Source organism: Serratia sp. CY47444 (assembly GCF_052168635.1).
Taxonomy (GTDB): Bacteria; Pseudomonadota; Gammaproteobacteria; order Enterobacterales; family Enterobacteriaceae; genus Serratia; species Serratia bockelmannii.
In genome coordinates this window covers 1-26,437 of the sequence record NZ_JBJNMH010000012.1, presented here as the reverse complement: position 1 = coordinate 26,437, position 26,437 = coordinate 1, and the positions used below count along the sequence as shown (strand labels likewise).

General features: G+C 57.8%; 25 protein-coding genes. 8 read left to right on the top strand and 17 right to left on the bottom strand.

From position 1 onward, the window contains the following. Positions 1 to 68: 68 nt before the first annotated feature. From ACJ8IL_RS15945 to asnC, 13 genes are all read right to left on the bottom strand, one after another. Entirely contained in the window at positions 69 to 488 is a 420-nt protein-coding gene (locus ACJ8IL_RS15945; protein ID WP_004933814.1) for a F0F1 ATP synthase subunit epsilon, read from the bottom strand. Positions 489 to 508: 20 nt separating this feature from the next. Then, positions 509 to 1,891 (bottom strand): F0F1 ATP synthase subunit beta, encoded by a 1,383-nt coding sequence (gene atpD / locus ACJ8IL_RS15940; protein WP_004933813.1) that lies wholly within the window; start codon positions 1,889 to 1,891, stop codon positions 509 to 511. Between the two features lie 32 nt (positions 1,892 to 1,923). After that, complete coding sequence (gene atpG / locus ACJ8IL_RS15935) at positions 1,924 to 2,787, bottom strand: F0F1 ATP synthase subunit gamma (RefSeq protein ID WP_004933811.1); 864 nt, start codon at positions 2,785 to 2,787, stop codon at positions 1,924 to 1,926. Between the two features lie 59 nt (positions 2,788 to 2,846). Then, positions 2,847 to 4,388, bottom strand: a complete 1,542-nt coding sequence (atpA, locus tag ACJ8IL_RS15930) for a F0F1 ATP synthase subunit alpha (RefSeq protein WP_025304742.1) — start codon at positions 4,386 to 4,388, stop codon at positions 2,847 to 2,849. 12 nt (positions 4,389 to 4,400) lie between these two features. Next, a complete protein-coding gene (atpH, locus tag ACJ8IL_RS15925; protein WP_025304741.1) occupies positions 4,401 to 4,934 on the bottom strand; it encodes a F0F1 ATP synthase subunit delta in 534 nt (177 codons plus the stop codon). Positions 4,935 to 4,948: 14 nt separating this feature from the next. After that, positions 4,949 to 5,419 (bottom strand): F0F1 ATP synthase subunit B, encoded by a 471-nt coding sequence (atpF, locus tag ACJ8IL_RS15920; protein WP_004933804.1) that lies wholly within the window; start codon positions 5,417 to 5,419, stop codon positions 4,949 to 4,951. 57 nt (positions 5,420 to 5,476) lie between these two features. After that, the gene (gene atpE / locus ACJ8IL_RS15915; protein ID WP_004093904.1) at positions 5,477 to 5,716 is read right to left on the bottom strand and encodes a F0F1 ATP synthase subunit C; all 240 of its coding nucleotides are present in this window, start codon (positions 5,714 to 5,716) and stop codon (positions 5,477 to 5,479) included. 49 nt (positions 5,717 to 5,765) lie between these two features. Then, on the bottom strand, positions 5,766 to 6,542 hold the full coding sequence (gene atpB, locus ACJ8IL_RS15910) for a F0F1 ATP synthase subunit A (protein WP_025304740.1): 777 nt from the start codon (positions 6,540 to 6,542) through the stop codon (positions 5,766 to 5,768). Positions 6,543 to 6,564: 22 nt separating this feature from the next. Further along, positions 6,565 to 6,948, bottom strand: coding sequence for a F0F1 ATP synthase subunit I (atpI, locus tag ACJ8IL_RS15905; RefSeq protein ID WP_025304739.1), 384 nt, complete (start codon positions 6,946 to 6,948; stop codon positions 6,565 to 6,567). Between the two features lie 640 nt (positions 6,949 to 7,588). Next, positions 7,589 to 8,209 carry a 16S rRNA (guanine(527)-N(7))-methyltransferase RsmG gene (gene rsmG, locus ACJ8IL_RS15900; protein ID WP_015379471.1) on the bottom strand — a complete coding sequence of 207 codons (621 nt, stop codon included), beginning with the start codon at positions 8,207 to 8,209 and terminating at the stop codon, positions 7,589 to 7,591. A gap of 138 nt (positions 8,210 to 8,347) precedes the next feature. Beyond that, positions 8,348 to 10,237, bottom strand: a complete 1,890-nt coding sequence (gene mnmG, locus ACJ8IL_RS15895; protein ID WP_089181460.1) for a tRNA uridine-5-carboxymethylaminomethyl(34) synthesis enzyme MnmG — start codon at positions 10,235 to 10,237, stop codon at positions 8,348 to 8,350. A gap of 380 nt (positions 10,238 to 10,617) precedes the next feature. Beyond that, entirely contained in the window at positions 10,618 to 11,058 is a 441-nt protein-coding gene (gene mioC / locus ACJ8IL_RS15890) for an FMN-binding protein MioC (protein ID WP_049204643.1), read from the bottom strand. A 100-nt stretch (positions 11,059 to 11,158) separates the two neighbouring features. Next, the gene (asnC, locus tag ACJ8IL_RS15885; protein ID WP_004933786.1) at positions 11,159 to 11,620 is read right to left on the bottom strand and encodes a transcriptional regulator AsnC; all 462 of its coding nucleotides are present in this window, start codon (positions 11,618 to 11,620) and stop codon (positions 11,159 to 11,161) included. Positions 11,621 to 11,775: 155 nt separating this feature from the next. Between asnC and asnA the strand changes: the two genes are divergently transcribed. Beyond that, complete coding sequence (gene asnA / locus ACJ8IL_RS15880; protein WP_060434930.1) at positions 11,776 to 12,768, top strand: aspartate--ammonia ligase; 993 nt, start codon at positions 11,776 to 11,778, stop codon at positions 12,766 to 12,768. Positions 12,769 to 12,772: 4 nt separating this feature from the next. Here the strand turns inward: asnA and viaA are convergent, their stop codons facing one another. Both viaA and ravA read right to left on the bottom strand, forming a co-directional pair. After that, a complete protein-coding gene (gene viaA / locus ACJ8IL_RS15875; RefSeq protein ID WP_004933781.1) occupies positions 12,773 to 14,236 on the bottom strand; it encodes an ATPase RavA stimulator ViaA in 1,464 nt (487 codons plus the stop codon). Positions 14,237 to 14,238: 2 nt separating this feature from the next. After that, positions 14,239 to 15,747, bottom strand: a complete 1,509-nt coding sequence (gene ravA, locus ACJ8IL_RS15870) for an ATPase RavA (protein WP_197834003.1) — start codon at positions 15,745 to 15,747, stop codon at positions 14,239 to 14,241. A gap of 283 nt (positions 15,748 to 16,030) precedes the next feature. Here ravA and kup point away from each other — a divergent pair, with 283 nt between their 5' ends. The 7 genes from kup (at position 16,031) to rbsR (ending at position 23,883) form a co-directional block, all read left to right on the top strand. Beyond that, positions 16,031 to 17,899: a low affinity potassium transporter Kup gene (gene kup / locus ACJ8IL_RS15865; RefSeq protein WP_049207096.1), complete on the top strand. Its 1,869-nt coding sequence runs from the start codon at positions 16,031 to 16,033 to the stop codon at positions 17,897 to 17,899. Positions 17,900 to 18,069: 170 nt separating this feature from the next. Beyond that, entirely contained in the window at positions 18,070 to 18,489 is a 420-nt protein-coding gene (gene rbsD, locus ACJ8IL_RS15860) for a D-ribose pyranase (protein WP_406903230.1), read from the top strand. 7 nt (positions 18,490 to 18,496) lie between these two features. Then, positions 18,497 to 20,002 (top strand): ribose ABC transporter ATP-binding protein RbsA, encoded by a 1,506-nt coding sequence (gene rbsA / locus ACJ8IL_RS15855; RefSeq protein WP_025304731.1) that lies wholly within the window; start codon positions 18,497 to 18,499, stop codon positions 20,000 to 20,002. 6 nt (positions 20,003 to 20,008) lie between these two features. Beyond that, positions 20,009 to 20,977 carry a ribose ABC transporter permease gene (gene rbsC, locus ACJ8IL_RS15850; protein ID WP_025304730.1) on the top strand — a complete coding sequence of 323 codons (969 nt, stop codon included), beginning with the start codon at positions 20,009 to 20,011 and terminating at the stop codon, positions 20,975 to 20,977. 24 nt (positions 20,978 to 21,001) lie between these two features. Continuing rightward, positions 21,002 to 21,889 (top strand): ribose ABC transporter substrate-binding protein RbsB, encoded by an 888-nt coding sequence (gene rbsB / locus ACJ8IL_RS15845; RefSeq protein WP_025304729.1) that lies wholly within the window; start codon positions 21,002 to 21,004, stop codon positions 21,887 to 21,889. Between the two features lie 61 nt (positions 21,890 to 21,950). Then, the gene (rbsK, locus tag ACJ8IL_RS15840; RefSeq protein ID WP_099816896.1) at positions 21,951 to 22,877 is read left to right on the top strand and encodes a ribokinase; all 927 of its coding nucleotides are present in this window, start codon (positions 21,951 to 21,953) and stop codon (positions 22,875 to 22,877) included. Between the two features lie 4 nt (positions 22,878 to 22,881). Then, entirely contained in the window at positions 22,882 to 23,883 is a 1,002-nt protein-coding gene (gene rbsR, locus ACJ8IL_RS15835; RefSeq protein WP_025304727.1) for a ribose operon transcriptional repressor RbsR, read from the top strand. On the opposite strand, the gene mdtD is transcribed toward rbsR, so the two are convergent. Beyond that, positions 23,880 to 25,295: a multidrug transporter subunit MdtD gene (gene mdtD / locus ACJ8IL_RS15830; RefSeq protein ID WP_099816895.1), complete on the bottom strand. Its 1,416-nt coding sequence runs from the start codon at positions 25,293 to 25,295 to the stop codon at positions 23,880 to 23,882. The two genes, rbsR and mdtD, sit on opposite strands and share 4 nt — an antisense overlap. Positions 25,296 to 25,362: 67 nt before the next feature. Beyond that, on the bottom strand, positions 25,363 to 26,052 hold the full coding sequence (locus ACJ8IL_RS15825) for a FadR/GntR family transcriptional regulator (protein WP_033652336.1): 690 nt from the start codon (positions 26,050 to 26,052) through the stop codon (positions 25,363 to 25,365). Positions 26,053 to 26,437: the final 385 nt, after the last annotated feature.

Sequence of the window (26,437 nt, the reverse complement as noted above, 5' to 3'; positions counted from 1 at the left end):
ATTTTAAAGTAAAAAAAAAGCGACCCTATAGGCCGCTTTCTTAAAGTTGGGTGCAGGGCACCCAAACATTACATCGCTTTTCTGGTGAGCTCGATAACGCGCAGTTTTGCGATCGCTTTCGCCAGTTCAGCGGATGCCTGAGCATAGTCGACATCGCCATGAGAGCTGCGAATGTGTTCTTCAGCTTTACGCTTAGCTTCCAACGCTCTCGCTTCGTCGAGGTCAGTACCACGGATAGCAGTGTCCGCCAGCACGGTAACCACGCTCGGCTGCACCTCGAGGATGCCGCCGGACAGGTAGATGAACTCTTCTTCACCGTGCTGCTTAACAATACGCACCATGCCAGGCTTGATGGCAGTCAGCAGCGGCGCATGGCCAGGGAAGATCCCCAGTTCACCTTCGCTGCCTGTCACCTGGATCTTCTGCACCAGGCCGGAAAACATCTGTTTTTCCGCGCTGACTACATCCAGATGGTAAGTCATAGCCATATCACCCTCCTCTCAAGGCGTTACAGTTTCTTGGCTTTTTCCACTGCTTCTTCAATGGTGCCAACCATGTAGAACGCCTGCTCCGGCAGGTGGTCATAGTCGCCGTCCATAATGCCTTTGAAACCACGGATGGTGTCTTTCAGCGATACGAACTTGCCCGGAGAACCGGTGAAGACTTCTGCCACGAAGAACGGCTGAGACAGGAAGCGTTGGATCTTACGCGCACGGGATACGACCAGTTTGTCTTCTTCAGACAGCTCGTCCATACCCAGGATCGCGATGATATCTTTCAGTTCCTGGTAGCGTTGCAGAATGGACTGCACGCCACGCGCTACGTCGTAGTGCTCCTGGCCAACAACCAGCGGATCCAGCTGACGGCTGGTAGAATCCAGCGGGTCAACGGCCGGGTAGATACCCAGAGAAGCGATGTTACGGCTCAGTACCACGGTTGCGTCCAAGTGCGCAAAGGTGGTGGCTGGTGACGGGTCAGTCAAGTCATCCGCAGGAACGTAAACGGCCTGTACGGAAGTGATGGAACCGGTCTTGGTCGAGGTGATACGTTCTTGCAGAACGCCCATCTCTTCCGCCAGCGTTGGCTGATAACCTACCGCGGATGGCATACGGCCCAGAAGTGCGGACACTTCGGTACCGGCCAGGGTGTAACGGTAGATGTTGTCAACGAACAGCAGAACGTCACGGCCTTCGTCACGGAATTTCTCCGCCATGGTCAGACCGGTCAGCGCAACGCGCAGACGGTTACCTGGTGGCTCGTTCATCTGGCCGTAAACCAGGGATACTTTGTCCAGCACGTTGGAGTCGGTCATTTCGTGGTAGAAGTCGTTACCCTCACGAGTACGCTCGCCCACGCCCGCAAACACGGAATAACCGGAGTGCTCGATCGCGATGTTACGGATCAGCTCCATCATGTTTACGGTTTTACCTACGCCCGCACCGCCGAACAGACCAACTTTACCGCCCTTGGCGAACGGACAAATCAGGTCCATTACCTTGATACCGGTTTCCAGCAGTTCCTGGGAGCTGGACAGCTCTTCGTAGCTTGGCGCCGCGCGGTGAATCGCCCAACGCTCTTCTTCGCCGATGTCGCCTTTCATGTCGATCGGTTGGCCCAATACGTTCATGATACGGCCCAGGGTAGCTTTACCCACCGGCACTTCAATCGGGTGGTCCAGGTTGTTCACTTTCAGACCGCGACGCAGACCGTCGGAGGTCCCCATTGCGATACAGCGAACCACGCCACCGCCCAGCTGTTGCTGAACTTCCAACACCAGTTTTTCGGTGCCGTTTTCTACCTCAAGGGCATCGTACACTTTTGGTACGGCATCCTGAGGGAACTCGACGTCCACCACGGCGCCGATTACCTGGATAATCTTTCCAGTAGCCATCTTGAATCCTCTACGTAATTCGTAAACCTAGCTTAAACCGCGGAGGCTCCCGAAACGATCTCGGTGAGTTCCTGAGTGATGCTGGCCTGACGCGCCTTGTTGTATACCAACTGCAGCTCTTTGATCAGGCTACCGCCGTTATCGGTTGCGGCTTTCATCGCGACCATTCGTGCGGCCTGCTCGCTGGCCAGGTTTTCCACGACGCCCTGATAAACCTGCGACTCCACATAGCGGCGCAGCAAGGTATCAAGCAGCACTTTTGGATCGGGTTCATACAGGTAATCCCAAGGCGTTTTCTTCAGCTCTTCGTCATCGGCTGGCGGTAACGGCAGCAGCTGAAGCACCTGTGGCTCTTGGGACATCGTATTAACAAATTTGTTGCTGACAATGTACAGCTTGTCCAAACGACCTTCGTCGTAGGCCTGCAGCATCACTTTCACCGGCCCGATCAGATCCGACAGGGAAGGTTTGTCCCCCATGCCGGTCACCTGGGCAACCACGTTGCCGCCCACGGAACCAAAGAAAGAGGCCGCTTTAGAGCCAATCAGCGCCAAATCGGTTTCGACGCCTTTTTCGGACCAGGCTTTCATCTCCGCCAGCAGCTTTTTGAACAGGTTGATGTTCAAGCCGCCGCAGAGACCACGGTCAGTAGACACCACCAGATACCCGACGCGCTTAACGTCACGCTCATCCAGGTACGGGTGCTTGTACTCCAGATTCCCTAACGCAAGGTGACCAATCACTTTGCGCATGGTCTCTGCATAAGGACGGCTGGCCGCCATGCGATCCTGCGATTTACGCATTTTGGAGGCGGCGACCATTTCCATCGCTTTAGTGATCTTTTGCGTGTTTTGCACGCTAGCGATCTTACTACGTATCTCTTTTGCGCCGGCCATCTCTGCTTCTCCTCAGTGCCAGACGGCCTGCTGTCTTTCAACAGCAGGACCGTTCGGCGTTACCAGGACTGGGTTTTCTTGAAGGTCTCGAGGACGTCTTTCAACTTGCCCTCGATCTCATCATTGAAGTTGCCAGTTTGGTTGATGTGGTTCAGCAGTTCGGCGTGCTCGCGGTCCGCATAGGCGACCAGCGCGGCTTCGAAGCTCACCACTTTGGCGACTTCGACGTCGTTCAGGTAACCGCGTTCTGCGGCAAACAGCACCAGAGACTGTTGTGCAACCGACATCGGCGCATACTGTTTCTGTTTCAGCAGCTCGGTCACTTTCTGACCGTGGCTCAGCTGTTTGCGGGTCGCGTCGTCCAGATCGGAGGCGAACTGGGAGAACGCAGCCAGCTCACGATACTGTGCCAGCGCGGTACGGATACCACCGGACAGTTTCTTCATGATCTTGGTCTGCGCGGCGCCACCAACACGGGATACGGAGATACCCGGGTTAACTGCCGGGCGAATACCGGAGTTGAACAGGTTGGATTCCAGGAAGATCTGACCATCGGTAATCGAGATTACGTTGGTCGGAACGAACGCGGAAACGTCACCCGCCTGGGTTTCAATGATCGGCAGAGCGGTCAGTGAACCGGTTTGGCCTTTAACTTCACCTTTGGTGAAGGCTTCAACGTATTCGGCGTTAACGCGCGCTGCACGCTCCAGCAAGCGGGAGTGCAGGTAGAATACGTCGCCTGGGTAAGCTTCACGACCTGGCGGACGACGAAGCAGCAGGGAAATCTGGCGGTAAGCAACGGCCTGTTTGGACAGGTCATCGTACACGATCAGCGCATCTTCACCGCGGTCACGGAAGTATTCGCCCATTGCGCAACCGGCATATGGCGCCAGGTATTGCAGTGCAGCGGATTCGGAAGCGGTCGCCACAACCACAATGGTGTTGGCCAGTGCGCCGTGCTCTTCCAGTTTGCGCACCACGTTAGCGATGGTGGACGCTTTCTGGCCGATAGCCACGTAAACGCATTTGATGCCGGAGTCGCGTTGGTTGATGATCGCATCGATCGCCAGCGCGGTTTTACCGGTCTGACGGTCACCGATCACCAGCTCACGCTGGCCACGGCCGATTGGAATCATGGCGTCAACGGATTTGTAGCCAGTTTGAACCGGCTGATCAACGGACTGACGCTCGATAACGCCTGGCGCGATAGCTTCTACCGGAGAGAAGCCGTCGTTTTCAATCGGGCCTTTGCCGTCGATAGGTGCGCCCAGGGTGTTAACTACGCGGCCCAGCAGACCACGACCGACTGGAACTTCCAGGATACGGCCAGTACATTTAACCTTCATGCCTTCGGCCAGATCCGAGTACGGACCCATGACCACGGCACCGACGGAGTCGCGCTCCAGGTTCAATGCGATTGCGTAACGGTTGCCAGGCAGCGCGATCATTTCGCCCTGCATAACTTCGGCCAGGCCGTGTACGCGGATGATCCCGTCGCTGACGGAAACGATAGTACCTTCATTGTGAGCTTCGCTCACTACATTGAACTGAGCAATGCGCTGCTTGATCAGTTCGCTGATTTCGGTGGAATTCAGTTGCATGCTCCAGTCCCCTTAAGACTGCAAGACGTCTGTCAGGCGTTCAAGACGACCGCGAACGCTGCCATCAATCACCATATCGCCGGCGCGAACAACGATGCCGGCCAGTACAGACTTGTCAATTTTGCAATTCAGCTTAACTTTGCGTGACAGACGTTTTTCCATCGCAGCGGCGATTTTCGCCTGCTGTTCGTCGCTCAGCGCGCTCGCAGAGAGCACTTCGACTTCGACGGTGGATTCCAGCGAGGCGCGCAGTTCGATGAACTGCTGCAGCACGGCAGGAAGAACCAGTAAACGTCCATTTTCGGCCATTACACGGATAAAGTTCTGGCCATGTTCGTCGAGCCGATCGCCACAAACCGCGATGAACGTCTTGGACAGCGTTTCTGGCGCAACCGCGCCAGACAGCAGTTCAGAAATCTGTTCATTGCGAGTGACTTCAGCCGTAAACGCCAGCATCTCCTGCCAGCGCTCTACGCTTTGGTGCTCAACGGCAAAGTCAAAAGCTGCTTTGGCGTAGGGGCGAGCTACAGTTACAAATTCAGACATCAGCCCCTCCCTCCTTACAGTTCAGCGACCAGTTTATCAACGATGTCGCTGTTAGCAGCTTCATCCACGGAACGTTCGATGATCTTCTCGGCGCCGGCAATTGCCAGCATCGCGACTTGCTTACGCAACTCTTCACGAGCGCGCTTACGTTCGGCTTCGATCTCAGCCTGAGCCTGCGCCACGATTTTGTTACGTTCCTGCTCGGCTTCGGCTTTCGCTTCATCCATGATCTGAGCTTTGCGTTTGTTCGCTTGCTCGATGATCACCTGAGCTTCTGCTTTAGCAGTTTTCAGCTGGTCGGTCGCATTGGCTTGCGCTAAGTCCAGATCTTTTTTGGCACGCTCTGCAGAAGCGAGGCCGTCAGCGATTTCTTTCTGACGTTTCTCGATGGCAGCCATGATCGGCGGCCATACGTACTTCATGCAGAACCAGACAAACAGAACGAACGCGATGGCCTGGCCGAGGATTGTTGCGTTAAGATTCACAGCACAATGCCTCTTTAAAAGTTAATAGTTTGGTTACGTCGTAGAGGGTTACTCTACTTACGCGACGGCGAACATCACGTACAGACCCAGACCTACAGCGATCATCGGGATGGCGTCGACCAGACCCATAACGATAAAGAACTGTGTACGCAGCAGAGGAATCAGGTCAGGCTGACGAGCAGCGCCTTCCAAGAATTTACCACCCAGGATGCCGATACCGATCGCAGCACCGATTGCCGCTAAACCCATCATCACAGCGGCAGCCATGTACAGCAGATCCATACTCAGGTTTTCCATGACAGTCTCCAGTTTGTTTCAGTTTAAAAGTGCAAGTGTTTTAAGAAAATCAGTGCTCTTCAGACGCCATCGACAGATAGACGATCGTCAGAACCATGAAAATAAAGGCTTGAAGCGTAATGATCAGGATGTGGAAGATAGCCCAAGGCAAGCTCAGGACCCACTGTGACCACCACGGCAACAGGCCGGCAATCAGGATGAAGATCAACTCACCCGCATACATGTTGCCGAACAGTCGCAGACCCAGTGAAACAGGTTTGGACAGCAGGCTGACACCTTCAAGAATCAGGTTGATAGGAATGAATACAGGGTGGTTGAACGGCTGCATGGTCAACTCTTTAACGAACCCGCCAACGCCTTTCATTTTGATGCTATAGAACAGAATCAGGATAAACACGCCCAGCGCCATAGACAGCGTGACGTTCACGTCAGCGGTAGGCACCACGCGCAGCGCAGGCAGACCGAGATGCGCCCCGATGAACGGCAGGAAGTCTACCGGAATCAGGTCCATCAGGTTCATCAGGAACACCCAGACGAACACGGTCAGCGCCAACGGCGCAATCACCTTGCTCTTGCCGTGGTACATGTCGCGCACGCTGCTGTCGACGAAACCAACCACCAGCTCCACGGCGGTTTGCAGTTTACCCGGCACGCCGCTGGTGGCGTTTTTAGCCACTTTGCGGAAAATCACCAGGAACAAAACCCCGAGGACGACGGAGAAAAACATCGAGTCGAGGTTAATCGACCAAAACCCAGTCCCGACCTGAAGCTGCGTCAGGTGGTGACCGATATACTCCTGTGGACTGTTGTATCCCTCTGCAGACATGATGCCTCTACCCTTTATTTAGTTAATTTCGGTAACTGTTAATCACGGCCGGTGCCACTATCTGCACCACTAACACCGCTAAATAGGTCAGGCCAAGCGGTATAAACTCCGCCTTGAACACCCCCAGCGCCACGATCAGCAAAACGATGGTGATCACGACCTTTAGCCCCTCGCCGATGGCGAACGACCAGGCAACCCTACCGGGCGCCGGCGTTTGCGCCTGATGGCGCAAGGCAAACAGCATAAACATTGCACTCGGCAACCAGGCGGCGAGACCGCCTGCCAGCGCCGAAGCGCTCCATTCCGGGCTTTTCAGCCAGAAAGCAACGCTGATCAGAACAAAAGTCATTAACTGCAAAAACAGCAGTTTGCGTGCGACTTTCCCGCTGTAAAGGGACACAGACATGACGTTTGTTCTCTCCGTACCCCTGAGGGGGTATGCTGAGTGACGTATACAACTGTTTTTGCTGTCCTGAGTCAAGCAGCAAAAAACGAGCAAATTATACGGGGCATACCAACGAATTCAATCGATAAGTAGCGAAAAGGTGAACAATTATTTAAATTTCCCTATTCCAGCCTATTTTCACAAGAAAACGGTCGGAATAATAGGGCGCATTTAATTGTCTGATTATTCCAGCGTTGCGTTTAGAAACGCGAGGCCGATCACAGTAATGTCCCTTCCTGATTTATAGCCGATGGTCAACCAAACCGTCTTTAGCAATTTGAGCGATCAAAAGATTATATAAATCAAAACATTATCAGTTAACTGTTCAAAAACAATCCGTATACCCGATGAAAACCTTTTATTGACAAGCAGCGGGGCAATATTCCAACAGCCAATTAACATTAGCAGCAAACGCCAATCTTTCGCACATGATTGCTAACGTGACTATTTCTAAATGCAATTACTCTATTGTCGCTAATTAGCCGCGTTTTTTGTGTTAATAGAAAGTAAATTAACTAAAAAAAGCGACCAACTAATTAGCCTGCTTACCTTTCTGCTGAGTACTGCCTTTTAATTCACGCTTGTTTGATCAAAAGCAAACTCAGTTTGCCTTAAGAATCACCAGATGGCGTTCGCCTTCCAGTTCAGGCACCTGCAACCGCACGATGGACTCCAGGCTTACGCCAGCCGGCAGCTGCGTCAGCTCTTCATCCGGGCGCACGCCTTTCAACGCGTAAAAACGCCCCTGCCCTTTCGCCGGCAGATGATGACACCAGGACAGCATATCCTGCAGCGAAGCGAACGCGCGGCTGATCACGCCATCAAACGGTGGCTCAGCCGGAAACGCTTCGACGCGGCTCTGCACCGGCTCGATATTGTTCAGGCCCAGCTCATGCTGCACCTGGCGCAGGAAGCGCACGCGCTTGCCCAGGCTGTCGAGCAGCGTGAAATGCGCGTCCGGGCGCACGATCGCCAGCGGAATGCCCGGCAAGCCGGGGCCGGTGCCGACATCGATGAAACGCGAGCCCTGCAGATGCGGATTGACCACGATGCTGTCGAGGATGTGGCGCACCAGCATTTGCTGCGGGTCGCGCACCGACGTGAGGTTATAAGCCTTGTTCCACTTATCCAGCATGCCAACATAACCCAGCAGCTGCTGTTTTTGCTGATCGGGCAGCTCAATGCCTGCCGCCGCAAGCAGCGAGTCTAATTTTTTTTGCACAACGGATCCTCTGGCAGGCTCTGAACGACCAGCGGATGGTTAGCTGGCGCAATGAGGCGACTATGATAATTCAGGGCGCAAGTGATGTCAGCGGCCGTTTGGCTACGGGATGAACAAACGGCCGCCTGGATGCAAGATTTATGCGCTGCGGCGCAGCAGTCCCTGCTTTTTCAGCCAGATCAGCAAAATCGAGATCGCCGCCGGCGTAATGCCGGAGATGCGCGAAGCCTGGCCGATGGAGTTCGGTTTGTGATCGTTCAACTTGGCGATCACCTCGTTCGACAGTCCCGAAACCTGACGGTAGTCGAGATCCAACGGCAGCAAGGTATTCTCGTTGCGCTGCTGTTTTTCGATCTCTTCCTGCTGACGAGCGATGTAGCCCTCGTATTTGACCTGGATCTCAACCTGTTCAGCCGCTTGTACGTCGCCCAGCGGCGGCGCGAAGGCGTCGGTGCCGGTCAACTGCGCGTAATCCATCTCCGGACGGCGCAGCAGCTCTTCGCCGTTCGCTTCACGCGACAGCGGCGCTTTCAGCAGCGCATTGACCTGTTCGACGTTCTCGGCGTGCGGGTGCATCCAGATGTCGCGCAGGCGCTGGCGTTCGCGTTCGATTCGCTCCAACTTCTCGCTGTAACGTGCCCAACGCACGTCGTCCACCAGGCCGAGTTCACGGCCTTTTTCCGTCAGGCGGAGATCGGCGTTGTCTTCGCGCAGCATCAGACGATACTCGGCGCGTGAGGTAAACATGCGGTACGGCTCTTTGGTGCCGAGGGTGCTGAGATCGTCCACCAGCACGCCCAGGTAGGCCTGATCGCGGCGTGGCGCCCAGCCTTCTTGTTCGTCGGCGAAACGCCCAGCGTTCAGACCGGCCAGCAGGCCCTGCGCAGCCGCTTCTTCATACCCAGTGGTGCCGTTGATCTGACCGGCGAAGAACAGCCCCTGGATGAATTTGCTTTCCAGCGTCGGCTTCAGGTCGCGCGGATCGAAGAAATCGTACTCGATAGCATAACCAGGGCGAATAATACGCGCGTTTTGCATTCCTTCCATCGAACGGACGATCTGCATCTGCACGTCGAACGGCAGGCTGGTGGAAATCCCGTTAGGGTAAATCTCGTTGCTGGTTAGGCCTTCCGGCTCGAGGAAGATCTGGTGCGCGTTGCGATCGGCAAAGCGCATGACCTTGTCTTCGATCGACGGGCAATAACGTGGGCCGATCCCTTCGATGATCCCGGCATACATCGGGCTGCGATCGAGGTTATTGCGGATCACGTCATGGGTTTTTTCATTGGTGTGGGTGATGTAGCACGCCATTTGTTCCGGGTGTTGGCTGGCATCGCCCAGGAACGAGAATACCGGCACCGGCGTATCGCCGTGTTGTGGCGCCAGTACGCTGAAATCGATAGTGCGGGCGTCGATGCGCGGTGGCGTACCGGTTTTCAAGCGGTTAACGCGCAGCGGCAGTTCTCGCAAACGCTGTGACAGCGAGATCGAAGGTGGATCCCCGGCGCGACCACCGCTGTAGTTTTCCAGACCGATATGGATCTTGCCGTCCAGGAAGGTGCCTACGGTCAATACCACCGCCTTGGCGCGGAATTTCAGGCCCATTTGGGTGACGGCGCCGACTACGCGATCGTTTTCGACGATCAGATCCTCAACAGGTTGTTGGAAGATCATCAGGTTGGGCTGGTTCTCCAACGCGGTACGGATCGCCTGGCGATACAGTACGCGATCCGCCTGAGCGCGTGTGGCACGAACGGCTGGGCCTTTGCTGGCGTTTAGTATCCTAAACTGGATGCCGGCGTGGTCGATCGCCGTTGCCATCAGGCCACCGAGTGCATCAATTTCCTTAACCAGATGTCCTTTACCAATACCGCCAATCGCCGGGTTACAGGACATCTGTCCCAGCGTATCGATATTGTGTGTCAATAATAAAGTCTGACGTCCCATGCGTGCCGCGGCCATGGCGGCCTCGGTACCTGCATGGCCACCACCGATGATGATGACGTCAAATTGATCTGGATAAAACATGGAACTGCACCTCGCCGTATTGCGAACGATCGTATTTGCCCTGGGGTCGGGGATTCTACTCAAGTTTAGACGATCGACCAAGTGGTCAGGATCGTCGGTAATTAAAAGAAGATCTTTTTTATTTAAAGATCTCTTTATTAGATCTCTTATTAGGATCGCGATCCTCTGTGGATAAGTGACTATTCACGATGAAGATCAGCAGATTAAGGAGGATCGTTTGCTGTGAATGATCGGTGATCCCGACGCAGATAAGCTGGGATCTAAAAGGCTTGTTATGCACAGGACAAAAAGCGCACTACGGTTGTTATTGGGATAACTACGGCTTTTACCCTGCTTTTAAGCTTAGTTATCCACAATCGTTCGCGCGATCTTTAGACGAATTAGAGTAAATTAATCCAGGTTTTTACCCATTCCTCGGCCGGATCCTCGGGAATTTCATGCTCGGTCACGTCGATCTCGAGACGATCGCCGATCCTTTTAGCGCCTCTGGCGATCAACAGATCGTCGATCTGTTTGATCGCGCCGCAGAAGGTGTCGTATTCCGAACTGCCCAAACCGACGGCGCCGAACTGCACCTCGGAAAGATCCGGCTGCTGTTCAGCGAGCTGTTCCAACAGCGGCTGAAGGTTATCCGGCAGTTCGCCGGCGCCGTGCGTGGAAGAGACCACCAGCCAGCGGCCGGTCAACGGCAGTTCATCCAGTTCAGGGCCGTGCAGCATCTCGGTAGAGAAACCCGCGTCTTCCAGCTTTTCAGCCAAATGTTCAGCCACGTATTCGGCGCTGCCAAGCGTACTGCCACTGATCAGAGTAATGTCTGCCATGAACCAACGATCCCAACCTTCTCACTCAAAGTGGCTGCATTGTACGCTGTGAATCGGCTGGGATCTACCTGTGGATAATGTGGGTATGCAATTTGGCGGGTTACGGCACGATGGTGCGCATAATGGGGTTCTGCAGCGAGATCAGCGTTTCGGTAGACTGGATCTCGTCGATAGTCTGGATCTTGTTGATAAGTACCTGTTGCAACGCGTCGATCGATCGGCACATTACCTTAATAAAGACGCTGTAGTGGCCGGTGGTGTAATAGGCTTCTACCACTTCTTCCAGGCTTTCCAGCTTCTTCAGCGCCGAAGGGTAGTCCTTGGCGCTCTTTAATATGATGCCGATAAAGCAGCACACGTCGTAGCCCAGTTGTTTGGGGCTGACGTCGATGCGCGCGCCGGTGATGATCCCGGCCTGTTTCATCTTCTCCACCCGCACATGAATGGTGCCGGGGCTGACGGCGAAGTTTTTCGCCAGTTCGGCGTACGGTGTGCGCGCATTGTCCATCAGGGCGTTGAGGATGCCACGATCGAGATTATCGATCTGATAAATTTCCGCCATTTAATCCCCCATTAATTAACGATTGTTGAATTCTGTCCGGGTAAAAATGAACGATTAAAAGTGAAAAGGCAATATTGATTAATGGATATTGAATTGATGTGTCATTTTGTTGCTTAATCGATGGCAACAGAGACAGGTTTACAAGAGAAACGGCAATGAAAAAACAGTTTATCCAAAAACAACAACAAATCAGCCAGGTCAAATCCTTCTTCTCCCGCCAGCTGGAGCAACAGCTCGGCCTGATCGAAGTGCAAGCGCCGATCCTCAGCCGTTTGGGCGACGGCACGCAGGATAACCTCTCCGGCAGCGAGAAAGCGGTGCAGGTCAAAGTCAAAACCTTGCCGGACGCCACTTTCGAAGTGGTGCATTCGCTGGCGAAATGGAAACGCAAAACCCTGGGCAGCTACGATTTCGGCGCCGGCGAGGGCCTGTATACCCATATGAAGGCGCTGCGCCCGGATGAGGACCGCCTGACGCCAATCCACTCGGTGTACGTCGATCAGTGGGACTGGGAGCGGGTGATGGGCGACGGTGAGCGCAGCCTGGACTACCTGAAAAGCACCGTGCGCAGCATTTACGCCGCGATCAAGGCGACGGAAGCGGAAGTCAGCCGTGAGCATGGCCTGACCCCGTTCCTGCCGGAACAGATCCACTTCGTACACAGCGAAACCCTGCTGCAGCGCTATCCGGATCTGGACGCCAAAGGGCGTGAGCGGGCGATCGCCAAAGAATTGGGCGCGGTGTTCCTGATCGGCATCGGTGGCAAGCTGTCGCACGGCAAATCGCACGATGTGCGGGCGCCGGATTATGATGACTGGACCACGCCGACGGCGGATGGCCTGGCGGGCCTGAACGGCGATATCGTGGTGTGGAACCCGGTGCTGCAGGACGCTTTCGAGCTGTCTTCCATGGGCATCCGCGTCGACGCCACGGCGCTGAAACATCAGCTGGCGCTGACCGGCGATGAAGAACGCATGAAGCTGGAATGGCACCAGTCGCTGTTGCGCGGCGATATGCCGCAGACCATCGGCGGCGGCATCGGTCAGTCGCGTTTGGTGATGCTGCTGTTGCAGCTGTCGCATATCGGCCAGGTGCAGTGCGGCGTGTGGTCGCCGGAAGTGCGCGGGGCGGTCGAAGGCCTGCTCTAACCGCCTAGCGCCGCCATCGGCGCATTAAACGGCTTTTCAGCCCGGTATCAAAGCGCCAGATATGATCGAAGATGCGCATGATGCCGGGTTTGCCGTAGGCGGACATCGCCACCGCATGGAAACGCTGCTGGTGGCTTTGCTGCTGTTGTTTCACCTTCTTTATTACCTCCTCCGGCAACCGCTGGGCGATAAAATCGGAAATGATCACCGCATCGGCGTCGAACCAGCCGCTCTCCGCCATTTTGGTGACGGTGGCGTTCAAGCAGGCCGCCAGATCGGTGCCGCCGCGAAACTGCTGACCGAGAAAACGCACGGCCTGCTCGATGCCGCTGGCGGCGGTGAGTTCGTAATGCACGATCTGGTTGGCGAACAGCATGATGTAGCAGCGGCGGTTGTCCGCCAGCGCAATGCGCAGCAGCGCCAGACAGAACGCCTTGGCGCACTGTTCGTTGAAGCCGCCCATCGATCCTGAGGTGTCCACGCAGACGATAAACGGCCCGCGCGGCTGCTGATCCTGCTGCTGGTGGGTGACCTGACGGATCAGGATCTGTTCCTGCCAGACGTCGCCCTGCAGACGGTAGCTCAGCAGTCGCTTTTCCAACAGACGGCGATAAAACTCGAATTCCAGCTCTTCAATCCCCAGCGTCGCCAGCTCCGGCGGCAGCAGACGCAGGATGTCGTCGCTCTGATGAATGCCGCTCACTTCTTCCGGCAGCGTGGCCGGCACCTGCACCATGACCCTGAACGGTTCCGGCTGCGCGTCCTGTTGCTGCACCGCCTTGGCCTGATAGCTGCGGCCCAGCTGCTGCGCCAGCTTTTTCAGCTCCGGCTGCTGCTGCAAAAAGTTGCCGTACTCCACCAGCCGTTGGTAATCGCCGCGCTGCAGCTGGCCTTTGCTCATATCCCACAGCCTGCCGGCGGCGGTGTCGTTTTCCGACAGCAGCGGCTCCAGCGCGCCGCTCAGCGCCAGGCGCTCCTGCAGTTCCGCCATCAGCTGCTCGCGCTCTTGTTCTAGCAGCTGGTGGTGCAGCATGGTGGCCTGCAGCGTCAGGCTGATGCGCCAGCGCTGCAGGAACAGGGTTTGGAAGCTGTCGTCCAGCGGGTGGTTGGGCAGATCGGCGGCGTCCACCAGCGCGCGTGCCTGTTCATAAAACGGCGAGACCAGCTGACGCAGCAGCTCCATCGTGTCATTGAGGTTGTGATAGAACTGGGTGTTGTTCTCCAGCTGGCACTGCTGGTAGCGGTAAAACTCCTGCGCCAGCGCCGGCGGCACCATAGCCTCCTGCAGACGCTCCTTGAGCTGCAGTTTCCAGCGTGGCAGATCGCGATCCAGCGCCCGGCGAAGGGCCGGAAACTTTTTAAAGAACACCGACAGCTGCGGCGCCGCCAGCATGCCGACGATCATCTCCTCGATCATCTCGCCTTCGGTGATCGCCAGCAGCAGATCGAGCGTCTCCAGACTGAGCATGGTTACTGGCCGCGCATTTGCTGCTGTTGCTGTTTAACCTGTTCCGCCACTTGCAGCAGACTGGCTTCGATCTTGGCCAGGCCAGCGGCAGGCGTGAACAGACAGGGCTGATGTTGGCTGAAGGCGCGGCGCTGCTCCGCCAGGCGCTGGGCCAACGCGTCCATTTCATCCAGCAGCGCCTGCGGCGTGGCGGTGGCCTGTTTGCCCGGCAGCGCCAGCAGCGAAGGCTGGCGGCTGACGTCCAGCACCGTCAGGTGCAGTTGGTCATCGACGTCCAAATCGATCGGCTGCGCGAAGCCAATGCCGTTCAGCTTGGCGCGCACGTCGCCGCCTTTTTGCAGCCAGTTATCCAGCACGCTGCTCTCAATGCTCAGATGGTTGACCTGAATGTCATGCAGCTGCAGCGGTTTTTGCAGCAGCAGGGTGAGGGTGCCGCCGGCGAACGGCGTGGCCGGCGCATATTGCGGTTTGCGGCTGAACATGCCGCCCTTTTTCACCAGGCTGATGGCCTGCCGATCGCTTTGCTGCTGCTGGTCCTGCAGCCAGCGGGTATGGATCTGTTGCAACTGGATCAGCATCGACTGCTGCTGATAGGCCGACTCGGTCAGCAGCTGATCGATCTGCTGTTGCAGCAGCTTCAGCGAGGTGAGATCGTGCCACAGGCAGTCTTTCAATAGCATCAGGTCGAGCGGGGCGATGGCATCGCGCCCGCTGAAGAAGGCGCAGGCCTGCAGCAGGCGCAGGGCCTTTTTCCAGCGTCGGTCAGATACGTACGGCGCCTGTTCCAGCGCGTCCAGCCGCTGGCGCAGCTGGAAAATCAGCTCAAAGCAGGCTTCCGGCAGCGCCACCTTGTCGATCTGCGGCTGCCACTGCAGAAACTCTTCGTCGCTGACGCTCAGCGCCGCCGGCACCGGGTTTTGGCTCTCATTCTGGCGGTTGACCAGCAGCGAGCGGAAATTCTGCTTATCCTGCACCTTGTCCAGCCACAGGCGGATCAGCATGCGGTCATACAGGGCTTCGAGGCTGTTGTCCGCTTCGGGCAGTTCGTTGGAGGCGGTGACCAGCAGGCGCAGCGGGATCGGTTCTTCGCTGTTGCCGTTGCGAAAGCGCCGTTCGTTAATCGCCGTCAGCAGGGTGTTGAGGATCGCCGGGCCGGCCTTCCAGATCTCGTCCAGAAACACGATCTCCGCTTCCGGCAGGTAGCCGGCGGTCAGGCGCTGATAGCGCCCTTCGTCTTTCAGCGCCTGAATCGAGAGCGGGCCGAAGACCTCTTCCGGCGTAGAAAAGCGCGTCATCAGGTATTCAAAGGAGCGGGCGTTGCGGAAGGCAAACTTCAGCCGGCGCGCGATCAGGCTCTTGGCGATGCCGGGCGGGCCGAGCAAGAATACGCTTTCGCCGCTCAGTGCCGCCAGCAGGCACAGGCGGATTGCCTCTTGCCGCTCATAAAGGCCGCTCTCCAGCGCGCTGCTGAGGCGGGAAATTCGTTCTGCCAGAAGGGATGATGGCGTCATATAATCGTCGCATTGTCCGAGAGTTAGCCAATCTTGGTCGATAATCCGATGATAAACCACCATTATTTTTAATGGTATAGCTCATTGATTAGTAATATTTTTCTAAGTTGTGCCGGATATCCGGTTCACATTTTGTTTATTTTTCGGCTCTGATATAAGGGTAGGCAAGCCGTATAAATGGTGCATACTGTGCGGCTTTCTGGTGGGCGTGACGGATCTTTGAGCCCGTATTTTGCCTGATGCGGATGCATCGCTAACGGATGTTCTGATAAAGAAACGAATTATGAGCGCAGAGCATAAGCAGTCCTTATCGGCGGTAACCCTGGCGGCCATCGGCGTGGTCTACGGTGATATCGGCACCAGCCCTCTCTATACGCTGAGAGAGTGTTTCTCCGGCCATTACGGCTTCGATGTTCGTCCAGACGTGGTTTTCGGCTTCCTGTCGCTGATTTTCTGGATGCTGATCGTGATCGTTTCCCTCAAATATCTCACCTACGTGATGCGGGCGGACAACGCCGGCGAGGGCGGTATTCTGACGCTGATGTCGCTGGCCGGGCGCAACACCTCGGCGCGCACCACCGCGGTGCTGGTGATACTGGGCCTGATCGGCGGCAGCTTCTTCTATGGCGAGGTGGTGATCACCCCGGCGATCTCGGTGATGTCGGCGATAGAAGGATTGGAAATCGCCGCGCCTGCGCTCGACGCCTATATCGTCCCGCTCTCCATTCTGGTGCTGACGCTGCTGTTCGTTATCCAAAAACACGGCACCGGCAGCGTCGGCAAGCTGTTCGCCCCGGTAATGCTGCTGTGGTTCATCGTGTTGGCGGTGCTGGGCGCGCGCAGCATCATTTCGAACCCGGAAGTGCTGCAGGCGCTGAACCCCAAATGGGCGCTCAACTTCTTTATGGAATATAAGAAGGTGTCGTTCTTCGCGCTGGGGGCGGTGGTGCTGTCGATCACTGGCGTCGAGGCTCTGTATGCCGATATGGGGCACTTCGGCAAGTTCCCGATCCGCCTGGCCTGGTTCACCGTGGTGCTGCCTTCGCTGGTGCTCAATTACTTCGGGCAGGGGGCGCTGCTGCTGAAAAACCCTGAGGCGATCAAAAACCCGTTCTTCCTGCTGGCGCCCGACTGGGCGCTGATCCCGCTGCTGATTTTGGCGACCCTGGCGACGGTTATCGCTTCGCAGGCGGTGATTTCCGGCGTCTTCTCGCTGACCCGCCAGGCGGTGCGCCTGGGCTATCTTTCGCCGATGCGCATCATTCACACCTCGGAAATGGAATCTGGCCAGATCTACATTCCGGTGATCAACTGGACGCTGTACATCTCGGTGGTGCTGGTGATCATCGGGTTCGAGCACTCCAGCAACCTGGCGGCGGCGTACGGCATCGCCGTCACCGGTACCATGGTGCTGACCAGCATTCTGGTCACCTCGGTGGCGATCAACAACTGGCACTGGAATCGCTTCCTGGCGATCGGCATTGTGACCATCTTGCTGATCATCGACGTGCCGATGTTCTCCGCCAACGCCCTGAAGCTGTTCTCCGGCGGCTGGTTGCCACTGACCTTGGCGCTGGTGATGTTCGTCATTATGACCACCTGGAAGAGCGAGCGCTTCCGCTTGCTGCGCCGCCTGCATGAACACGGCAACTCGCTGGAGGCGATGATCGCCTCGCTGGAGAAATCGCCGCCGGTGCGGGTGCCGGGGACCGCGGTGTTCCTGTCGCGCGCCACCAACGTCATTCCTTTTGCGCTGCTGCACAACCTGAAGCACAACAAGGTGCTGCATGAACGCGTGGTGCTGCTGACGCTGCGCACCGAGGATGCGCCTTACGTGCACAACGTGCGCCGGGTGACCATCGAACAGCTGTCGCCGACCTTCTGGCGGGTGGTGGCCAGCTACGGCTGGCGCGAAACGCCGAACGTCGAGGAAGTGTTCCACCGCTGCGGGCTGGAAGGGTTGCCGTGCCGCATGTCGGAGACGTCGTTCTTCATGTCCCATGAATCGCTGATCCTCACCAAGCGGCCATGGTACCTCTACCTGCGCGGCAAGCTGTTCGTCGCTCTGAGCCGCAACGCGCTGCGGGCGCCGGATCAGTTTGAGATCCCGCCGAACCGGGTCATCGAGCTCGGCACGCAGGTCGAGATCTAACCCGCCTGACAGGGGCTCAGCATGGCTGAGCCCCTTTTGTTTGCGCTTTTTCCACGCGCGAACGAAACGTTTCGATAGCGATCACACTTCTGCATTGTCCCGGTTGCCTTCCCCTGCCGTTTTTTTAAACTCCTCCAGAGAGCGAAACGTTTCGCTGGCGGAGTGAGAAGATGAAAAAAGGCGTATTACTGAATTCCGACGTGTCTGCCGTGGTTGCCCGGCTGGGGCATACCGACCAGCTCACCTTGTGTGACGCGGGCCTGCCGATACCGGCGGCGACGCAGCGCATCGATCTGGCGCTGACGCAGGGCGTGCCGACCTTCATGCAGGTGTTCGCGGCGGTCACGCAAGAGATGCAGGTAGAAAACGCCATCCTGGCGGAAGAGATCGTGAAACAAAATCCGTCGCTCCACGAGGCATTGTTGGCTGAACTGACCGCACTGGGCCAACGCCAGGGCAATACCATCAGCGTGCGCTATATCAGCCATCAGGCGTTTAAAGCGCAAACCGAGCACAGCCGGGCGGTGATCCGCAGCGGAGAGTGTTCGCCTTACGCGAACGTGATCCTGTGCGCCGGCGTAACTTTCTGAGGCGCGTATGCAACCTTTACTGCAACTGAAAGGGATTGATAAAGCCTTTCCCGGCGTGAAGGCGCTTTCCGGCGCCGCCCTCAGCGTCTATCCCGGCAAGGTGATGGCGCTGGTGGGGGAAAACGGCGCCGGGAAGTCCACCATGATGAAAGTGCTGACTGGCATCTACCAGAAAGACGCCGGCAGTCAGTATTTTCTCGGTAAAGAGGTGGTATTCAACGGGCCTAAGGATTCGCAGGAAGCGGGCATCGGCATTATCCATCAGGAGCTGAACCTGATCCCGCAGCTGACGATTGCGGAAAACATCTTCCTCGGCCGCGAGTTCGTCAACCGTTTCGGCCGCATTGACTGGAAGCGCATGTACGCCGAGGCCGATCGCTTGTTGGCGCGCCTCAACCTGCGCTACAGCAGCCACCGGCTGGTGGGGGAGCTGTCGATCGGCGATCAGCAGATGGTGGAGATCGCCAAGGTACTGAGCTTCGAATCGAAAGTGATCATCATGGACGAACCGACCGATGCGCTGACCGACACCGAAACCGCCTCGCTGTTCAAGGTGATCAACGAGCTGAAGGCCGAAGGGCGCGGCATCGTTTATATCTCGCACCGCCTGAAAGAGATTTTTGAAATCTGCGACGACGTGACCGTGTTCCGCGACGGGCAGTTCATCGCTGAGCGGCCGGTGAGCGAGCTGCAGGAAGATTCGCTGATAGAGATGATGGTCGGCCGCAAGCTGGAAGAACAATACCCGCGCCTTGATTTGCCGCGCGGGGAAAAGCGGCTGGACGTCAGCCACCTTTCCGGACCCGGCGTTGAAGACGTCAGCTTTACGCTGTACCGCGGCGAGATCCTCGGCGTGGCCGGGCTGATGGGCGCCGGGCGCACTGAATTGATGAAGATCCTGTACGGCGCCGCGCCGCGTAAGGCCGGCACCGTCAGCCTGGACGGCCGCGACGTGGTCACTCACTCGCCGCAGGACGGGTTGGCGAACGGCATCGTCTATATCTCGGAAGACCGTAAGCGCGACGGCCTGGTGCTGGGCATGTCGGTAAAGGAAAACATGTCTCTGACCGCGCTGCGCTACTTCAGCCGCGCCGACGGCAGCCTGAAACAGGCCGATGAGCGGCAGGCGGTGGGGGATTTCATCCGCCTGTTCAATATCAAAACGCCGTCGATGGAGCAGCCGATCGGCCTGCTTTCCGGCGGCAACCAGCAAAAAGTGGCGATCGCCCGCGGCCTGATGACCCGGCCGAAGGTGCTGATCCTCGATGAGCCGACGCGCGGCGTCGACGTCGGCGCCAAAAAAGAGATCTATCAGTTAATCAACCAGTTCAAGCAGGAAGGGCTGAGCATCATTCTGGTGTCTTCGGAAATGCCGGAGGTGATGGGCATGAGCGATCGCATTCTGGTGATGCACGAAGGGCATCTCAGCGGCGAGTTCCCGATTGAACAGGCCACCCAGGAAGCGTTGATGGCGGCAGCCGTCGGCAAGCAATACGGCGTAAAGCAGGAGTAATCAGATATGAGTTCCCAGACTATCGCAGCCAAGCGCTGGTTCAGTAAAGAGTGGCTGTTAGAGCAGAAGTCGTTGATTGCGCTGCTGGTGCTGATCGCCGTGGTCTCTTCCATGAGCCCGAACTTCTTCACCCTGAACAACCTGTTCAATATTCTGCAGCAGACTTCGGTGAACGCCATCATGGCGGTGGGGATGACGCTGGTGATCCTCACGTCCGGCATCGATCTGTCGGTAGGATCGCTGTTGGCCCTGACCGGCGCGGTGGCGGCGTCGATCGTCGGCTTTGAGGTCAACGCGCTGGTGGCGGTGGCGGCGGCACTGGCGCTCGGCGCCGCGATTGGCGCCTGTACCGGGGTGATCGTCGCCAAAGGCAAGGTGCAGGCCTTTATCGCCACGCTGGTGATGATGCTGCTGCTGCGCGGCGTCACCATGGTGTACACCAACGGCAGCCCGGTCAATACCGGTTTCACCGACGTGGCCGACACCTTCGGCTGGTTCGGCATCGGCCGCCCGCTGGGCGTGCCTACGCCGATCTGGATCATGGCGATCGTGTTCATCGCCGCCTGGTATATGCTGCACCATACGCGCCTGGGCCGCTATATTTATGCCCTGGGCGGCAACGAAGCGGCGACCCGCCTGTCCGGCATCAGCGTCGATAAAGTGAAGATTATCGTCTACTCGCTGTGCGGCCTGCTGGCGGCGCTGGCCGGGGTGATCGAAGTGGCGCGCCTGTCGTCGGCGCAGCCGACCGCCGGCACCGGCTATGAGCTGGACGCTATCGCCGCCGTGGTGCTGGGCGGCACCAGCCTGGCCGGCGGCAAGGGGCGTATCGTCGGCACGCTGATCGGGGCGCTGATCCTCGGCTTCCTGAACAACGGCCTGAATTTATTGGGTGTTTCTTCCTACTACCAAATGATCGTGAAGGCAGTGGTGATACTGCTGGCGGTTCTGGTAGATAACAAAAGCAACAAGTAACCTCCCCCTACAGGAATCACGATGATGAAAATGAAAAAACTGGCAACCTTAGCTTCCGCCATCGCGCTGAGCGCCACCCTGAGCGCCAATGCCATGGCCAAAGACACCATCGCGCTGGTGGTGTCCACCCTCAACAACCCGTTCTTCGTCTCGATGAAGGATGGGGCGCAGCAAGAGGCCAACAAGCTGGGCTACAACCTGGTGGTGCTGGATTCCCAGAACAACCCGGCGAAAGAGCTGGCCAACGTGCAGGATCTGATGGTGCGGGCGCCCAAGCTGCTGTTGATCAACCCGACCGACTCCGATGCGGTGGGTAACGCCATCAAGATGGCCAACCAGGCTAAGATCCCGGTCATCACGCTGGACCGCGTGGCGAGCAAGGGTGACGTGGTGAGCCACATCGCTTCGGATAACCGCGTGGGCGGCAAAATGGCCGGTGATTTCATCGCCAAGAAAGCGGGCGCCGATGCCAAGGTGATTCAGCTGGAAGGCATCGCTGGCACCTCTGCCGCGCGTGAACGCGGTGAAGGCTTCAAGCAGTCGCTGGATCAGAATAAATTCAAACTGTTGGCCAGTCAGCCGGCCGATTTCGATCGCACCAAGGGCCTGAACGTGATGCAGAACCTGCTGACCGCGCACCCGGATGTGCAGGCGGTGTTCGCCCAGAACGATGAAATGGCGCTGGGTGCGCTGCGCGCGCTGCAAACCGCCGGTAAAACCGACGTGATCGTGGTAGGCTTCGACGGCACCGCTGACGGCGTGAAAGCGGTCGAAGGCGGCAAGCTGGCGGCGACGGTGGCGCAGCGCCCCGATCAGATCGGCGTGATCGGCGTGGAAACCGCCGATAAAGTGCTGAAAGGCGAAAAAGTGCCGGCGACCATCCCGGTCGATTTGAAACTGGTCACTCAGTAAGTCATACCAGCGCCATCGGAACGGGGCGTTTACGATGGCGCGCAATTCAGGAATCAATGCGATGGAAACAGGTAAGCTGGTGGTTCTTGGCAGCATCAATGCCGACCATATCCTCAATATTGAACAGTTCCCCCACCCGGGCGAAACGGTGATCGGGAAACAGTATAAGGTGGCGTTTGGCGGCAAGGGCGCGAATCAGGCGGTGGCGGCCGGGCGCAGCGGGGCGAAGATCGCCTTTATCGCCTGCGTGGGCGCCGACGATATCGGCGAACGTGTCCGCCGGCAGCTGGCGAGCGATCGCATTGATACCCAGCCGATTGAAGCCATCGCCGACAGCACCACCGGCGTGGCGCTGATCTTCGTCAACGCCGAAGGCGAGAACGTGATCGGCATTGATGCCGGCGCCAACGCCGCGGTGACGCCGGATTACCTGGCGCGCTACCAACAAAAAGTGATCGACGCCGATGCCCTGCTGATGCAGCTGGAGTCGCCGCTGGAGACGGTGATTGCCGCCGCCCGCCTGGCGAAGCAACATCACACGCAGGTGATCCTCAACCCGGCTCCGGCGCGCGAGCTACCTGACGAGCTGCTGGGCATGATCGATATGATCACCCCGAATGAAACCGAAGCCCAGCGCCTGACCGGCATCGCCGTGGACAACGACGTCGATGCGGCGCGTGCGGCGCAGGCGCTGCACGACAAGGGCATCGCGACGGTGATCATCACCCTCGGTAGCCGCGGCGTGTGGCTGAGCGAAAACGGCAACGGCAAATTGGTGCCCGGTTTCAAGGTGCAAGCGGTGGATACCATCGCCGCCGGCGATACCTTTAACGGCGCGCTGGTGACCGCCCTGCTGGAAGGCAAGGTCATGGCCGACGCGGTGCGTTTCGCCCATGCGGCGGCGGCGATCGCCGTGACCCGCCCCGGCGCGCAGCCTTCGGTGCCGTGGCGTGAAGAGATCGACGCCTTCTTGCAGCAGCAGGGGTGATCCTTTGGCCACCATGAAAGATGTCGCCCGCCTGGCGGGCGTTTCAACCTCTACCGTTTCGCATGTGGTCAACAACAATCGCTTTGTCAGCGACAGCGTGCGCGACAAGGTCATGGCGGCCGTGGAACAGCTGAACTATGCGCCTTCTGCGCTGGCGCGCAGCCTGAAGCTCAATCAGACGCGCACTATCGGCATGCTGGTGACCGCCAGCAACAACCCGTTTTATGCCGAAGTAGTGCGCGGCGTAGAGCGCAGCTGCTATGAACGCGGCTACAGCCTGATCCTGTGCAACACCGAAGAAGACGCCGCGCGCATGAACCGCAGCATGGAGACGCTGCTGCAAAAGCGCGTCGACGGTTTGCTGTTGATGTGCACCGAAAACCACCGGCCATCGCAAGATGCCCTGAGCCGCTACCCGTCATTGCCGATCGTGATGATGGACTGGGCGCCGTTCGAGGGCGCCAACGACATTATTCAGGATAACTCGCTGCTGGGCGGCGAGATGGCGACCGATCATTTGATCGCCCGCGGCTACCGCAAGATTGCCTGCATTGCTGGCCCGGAGGATAAAACCACCGCTCGTCACCGACTGGAAGGCTATCGCAACGCAATGCGTCGCGCCGGATTGCCGGTTTCGCCAGGGTATGAAGTGCATTGCGATTTTGAGTTTGAGGGCGGGGTAAACGCCATGCGCCAACTGCTGGCGCTGGACGAGCCGCCGCATGCGGTGTTCGCTGGCAACGACGCGGTGGCGGTAGGCGTTTATCAGGCGCTGTATCAGGCCGGGCTTTCCGTGCCGCAGGATATGGCGGTGATGGGCTACGATGACATTGAGTTGGCCCGTTATCTGGCGCCGCCGCTGAGCACCATTCATCAGCCGAAGGATTCGCTGGGCGAACTGGCGATCGATGCGCTGATCAACCGCCTGCAAAACCCGGAGCGCGCGCCCCAGGTGCTGGTGCTGACGCCCGAGCTGGTGGAACGCGCCTCGGTGGGCCGCCGTTAGCTCGCCACCTTCGCTTCTTTCTTGCTTTCCTGGCCGCTGATCAAATTGCGGCCATCTTTCCTTCTCAGCAACATAAACACCAGCGCCGACGCCACGGTGACGATCCCCATGGTGATAAAGGTGTAATGGAAGTGGTCGATCATGGTGCCTAACGACAGGGATTCGTAAAAACGCAGCACCGCTGCGCTGATCGCCACGCCGAAGCTGATGGACAGCTGCTGGGTGACCGCCAGGACGCTGTTGCCGGCGCTGGCGTTGGCGTCGTTCAAATCCGCCAGGCTGATGGTGTTCATGGCGGTAAACTGGGTGGACATCGCCATGCCCAGCACGAACAGCGGCAGGATCATTAGCCACAGCGGCATGCCCGGGCTTTGCAGGGCGAACTGGGCGATCAGCACTCCGATGATAACGGTAATGCCGACCAGCGTTTTACGGTAGCCGAACCAGCGCAGCACCTGAGTGACGGTGGATTTCGCCATCAGCGAGCCGATGGCGGTTGGCGCCATCATGCAACCGGCGACGATCGCCGTATAGCCGAATCCCACCTGCAGCATGAGCGGCATTAAAAATGGCACGCAGCCGGTGCCCAGCCTGGAGGCGACGTTGCCAGCGATACCGACCGAGAAGGTACGGGTTTTGAACAGGTCGAGACCGATCAGCGGCTGAGGGTGACGGCGGGCGTGCGCGATGTAGCCGAACAGCATCACAAAGCCGCTGAGCAGAATACCCAGCGAAACGTAGCTTGCCAGTACCCGCTCGCCAAACAGCTCCAGCCCGGTGGAGATCAGCACCAGGCTCAGGCCGAACAGCATGAAGCCAAGAAAATCGAAGCGGCGTTTGGGCGTAGTGAAGTCCGGCATGTATTTGCGCGCATAGAAGATGCCGAGCAGGCCGATAGGGATATTGATCAGGAAAATCCAGTGCCAGGTGGCGTAGGTGACCAGCCACCCGCCCAGCAGCGGCCCCAGAATCGGCCCGACCAGGCCGGGCATGGTGACGAAGTTCAGCACCGGCAGCAGTTCGCTGCGCGGGTAGGCGCGCAGCAGCGCCAACCGCGCGACCGGCATCATCATCGCGCCGCCGATGCCCTGCAGCACGCGAGAGGCGACCAGCGCGCTCAACGTGGGGGAGAGGGCGCACAGCAGCGAGCCGAGGGTGAATAGCGTGACGGCGAAGATGAACACGCGCCGGGTGCCGAAGCGGTCCGCCAGCCAGCCGCTGACCGGGATCAGCATTGCCACCGTCAGCGTGTAGCTGATGACGGCCGATTGCATCGCCAGCGGCGATCGCCCCAGGCTTTGGGCGATCGCCGGTAGCGCCGTGTTGAGGATGGTGGCGTCCAGCGCCTGCATAAAGAACGCCATTGCGGCGATCCACGGTAGCCCTGCCATACTGCGCGCGGATTGGGTCATGGTCGGTCCTGGTTAAATGGTCGTCTGTCCCTCGTCTCTTTCTTCTATATATAAGCGGGGAGCGTGTCTAGTCTTTCTCTTTCAGCAGCACCTGGCAGGCGACGAGCGCGCCGGCGCTGTCCCCGGCGAGTATCGCATCGACGATAGCCTGATGATGGCGCAGCTTAATGACTTCATTGCCGGTGATGGCGCGGAAGTAGCTTTGGTACACCGAACTGAACAGGTTGGCGAACGAGGTCAGGAACGGGTTGCCGCTGGCCTCATAGATGAGCTGGTGGAATTGGGTATCGACCTGGATCCAGCGCTCGCGGTCAAACTGGGTATGCAGCGCGCGCATTTCCGCCATCAGTTCCGCCAGCAGCTTGGTTTGCTGCGGGCTGGCGTGGTCTGCCGCCAACGCGCAGGCCTGTGGCTCCAGCGAGGTGCGCAAGATAAGGAAGTGTTGCATCACCTGATCGAAGTTTTCCCGCGTCATCCACCAGGTCAGTAAATCCTGATCGAGGAAATTCCATTGGCTCTGCGGCATCACGCGGGTGCCGATGCGCGGGCGTGGTAGCAACATGCCTTTGGCGGCTAACATCTTTACCGCTTCGCGTACTGCGGTGCGGCTGACGCCGAATTGCTCGCCCAGTTCCATTTCACCGGGCAGGATGCTGCCGGCCTGATAATCGCCCGCCAGAATTTGTTGGCCGAGTTTCTCTGCAAGCAGATAAGAAAGATTGCGTTGGGCGGCCTGTTGTTGTGCATTTAACGGCATGGCTGCGGGTCCTTACTGACATCGTTATTTCTATTTTACTCCAGCGATCGCCAGCTTTTATGGCTGTTTGCCTGAAAAAGTGACATAAATTCGTCGCTTTTTCGCCCTTTTGCCGAAAAAAACCGCGCTTGAAAAGTTTTTTGCATTTAGGGGTTGCGGCCTGCCGAGAACTCCCTATAATGCGCCTCCACTGACCGGGAACAACGACTGACAAGCCGCCGGGTCAGCGAGAGAAAAGCGAAATAAACGCTTGACTCTCCGGGTGAAAAGCGTAATATACGCCACCTCGAGTTAGCAAGCGAAAGCGCCTAACTCACTGCTCTTTAACAATTTATCAGACAATCTGTGTGGGCACTCCACAAGACGATATCCAGCATCTTCGGAT

Excerpts from the sequence above, each read along its gene's own strand:
- asnC (WP_004933786.1), bottom strand. The coding sequence starts at position 11,620 with ATGGCGGAAATTTATCAGATCGATAATCTCGATCGTGGCATCCTCAAC.
- kup (WP_049207096.1), top strand. The coding sequence starts at position 16,031 with ATGAGCGCAGAGCATAAGCAGTCCTTATCGGCGGTAACCCTGGCGGCC.
- viaA (WP_004933781.1), bottom strand. The coding sequence starts at position 14,236 with ATGCTCAGTCTGGAGACGCTCGATCTGCTGCTGGCGATCACCGAAGGC.
- atpH (WP_025304741.1), bottom strand. The coding sequence starts at position 4,934 with ATGTCTGAATTTGTAACTGTAGCTCGCCCCTACGCCAAAGCAGCTTTT.
- rbsB (WP_025304729.1), top strand. The coding sequence starts at position 21,002 with ATGAAAATGAAAAAACTGGCAACCTTAGCTTCCGCCATCGCGCTGAGC.
- rbsK (WP_099816896.1), top strand. The coding sequence starts at position 21,951 with ATGGAAACAGGTAAGCTGGTGGTTCTTGGCAGCATCAATGCCGACCAT.
- atpA (WP_025304742.1), bottom strand. The coding sequence starts at position 4,388 with ATGCAACTGAATTCCACCGAAATCAGCGAACTGATCAAGCAGCGCATT.
- mioC (WP_049204643.1), bottom strand. The coding sequence starts at position 11,058 with ATGGCAGACATTACTCTGATCAGTGGCAGTACGCTTGGCAGCGCCGAA.
- atpE (WP_004093904.1), bottom strand. The coding sequence starts at position 5,716 with ATGGAAAACCTGAGTATGGATCTGCTGTACATGGCTGCCGCTGTGATG.
- rbsC (WP_025304730.1), top strand. The coding sequence starts at position 20,009 with ATGAGTTCCCAGACTATCGCAGCCAAGCGCTGGTTCAGTAAAGAGTGG.
- atpG (WP_004933811.1), bottom strand. The coding sequence starts at position 2,787 with ATGGCCGGCGCAAAAGAGATACGTAGTAAGATCGCTAGCGTGCAAAAC.
- atpB (WP_025304740.1), bottom strand. The coding sequence starts at position 6,542 with ATGTCTGCAGAGGGATACAACAGTCCACAGGAGTATATCGGTCACCAC.
- atpI (WP_025304739.1), bottom strand. The coding sequence starts at position 6,948 with ATGTCTGTGTCCCTTTACAGCGGGAAAGTCGCACGCAAACTGCTGTTT.
- ravA (WP_197834003.1), bottom strand. The coding sequence starts at position 15,747 with ATGACGCCATCATCCCTTCTGGCAGAACGAATTTCCCGCCTCAGCAGC.
- atpD (WP_004933813.1), bottom strand. The coding sequence starts at position 1,891 with ATGGCTACTGGAAAGATTATCCAGGTAATCGGCGCCGTGGTGGACGTC.
- asnA (WP_060434930.1), top strand. The coding sequence starts at position 11,776 with ATGAAAAAACAGTTTATCCAAAAACAACAACAAATCAGCCAGGTCAAA.
- rbsD (WP_406903230.1), top strand. The coding sequence starts at position 18,070 with ATGAAAAAAGGCGTATTACTGAATTCCGACGTGTCTGCCGTGGTTGCC.
- mdtD (WP_099816895.1), bottom strand. The coding sequence starts at position 25,295 with ATGACCCAATCCGCGCGCAGTATGGCAGGGCTACCGTGGATCGCCGCA.
- ACJ8IL_RS15825 (WP_033652336.1), bottom strand. The coding sequence starts at position 26,052 with ATGCCGTTAAATGCACAACAACAGGCCGCCCAACGCAATCTTTCTTAT.
- mnmG (WP_089181460.1), bottom strand. The coding sequence starts at position 10,237 with ATGTTTTATCCAGATCAATTTGACGTCATCATCATCGGTGGTGGCCAT.
- rbsA (WP_025304731.1), top strand. The coding sequence starts at position 18,497 with ATGCAACCTTTACTGCAACTGAAAGGGATTGATAAAGCCTTTCCCGGC.
- ACJ8IL_RS15945 (WP_004933814.1), bottom strand. The coding sequence starts at position 488 with ATGGCTATGACTTACCATCTGGATGTAGTCAGCGCGGAAAAACAGATG.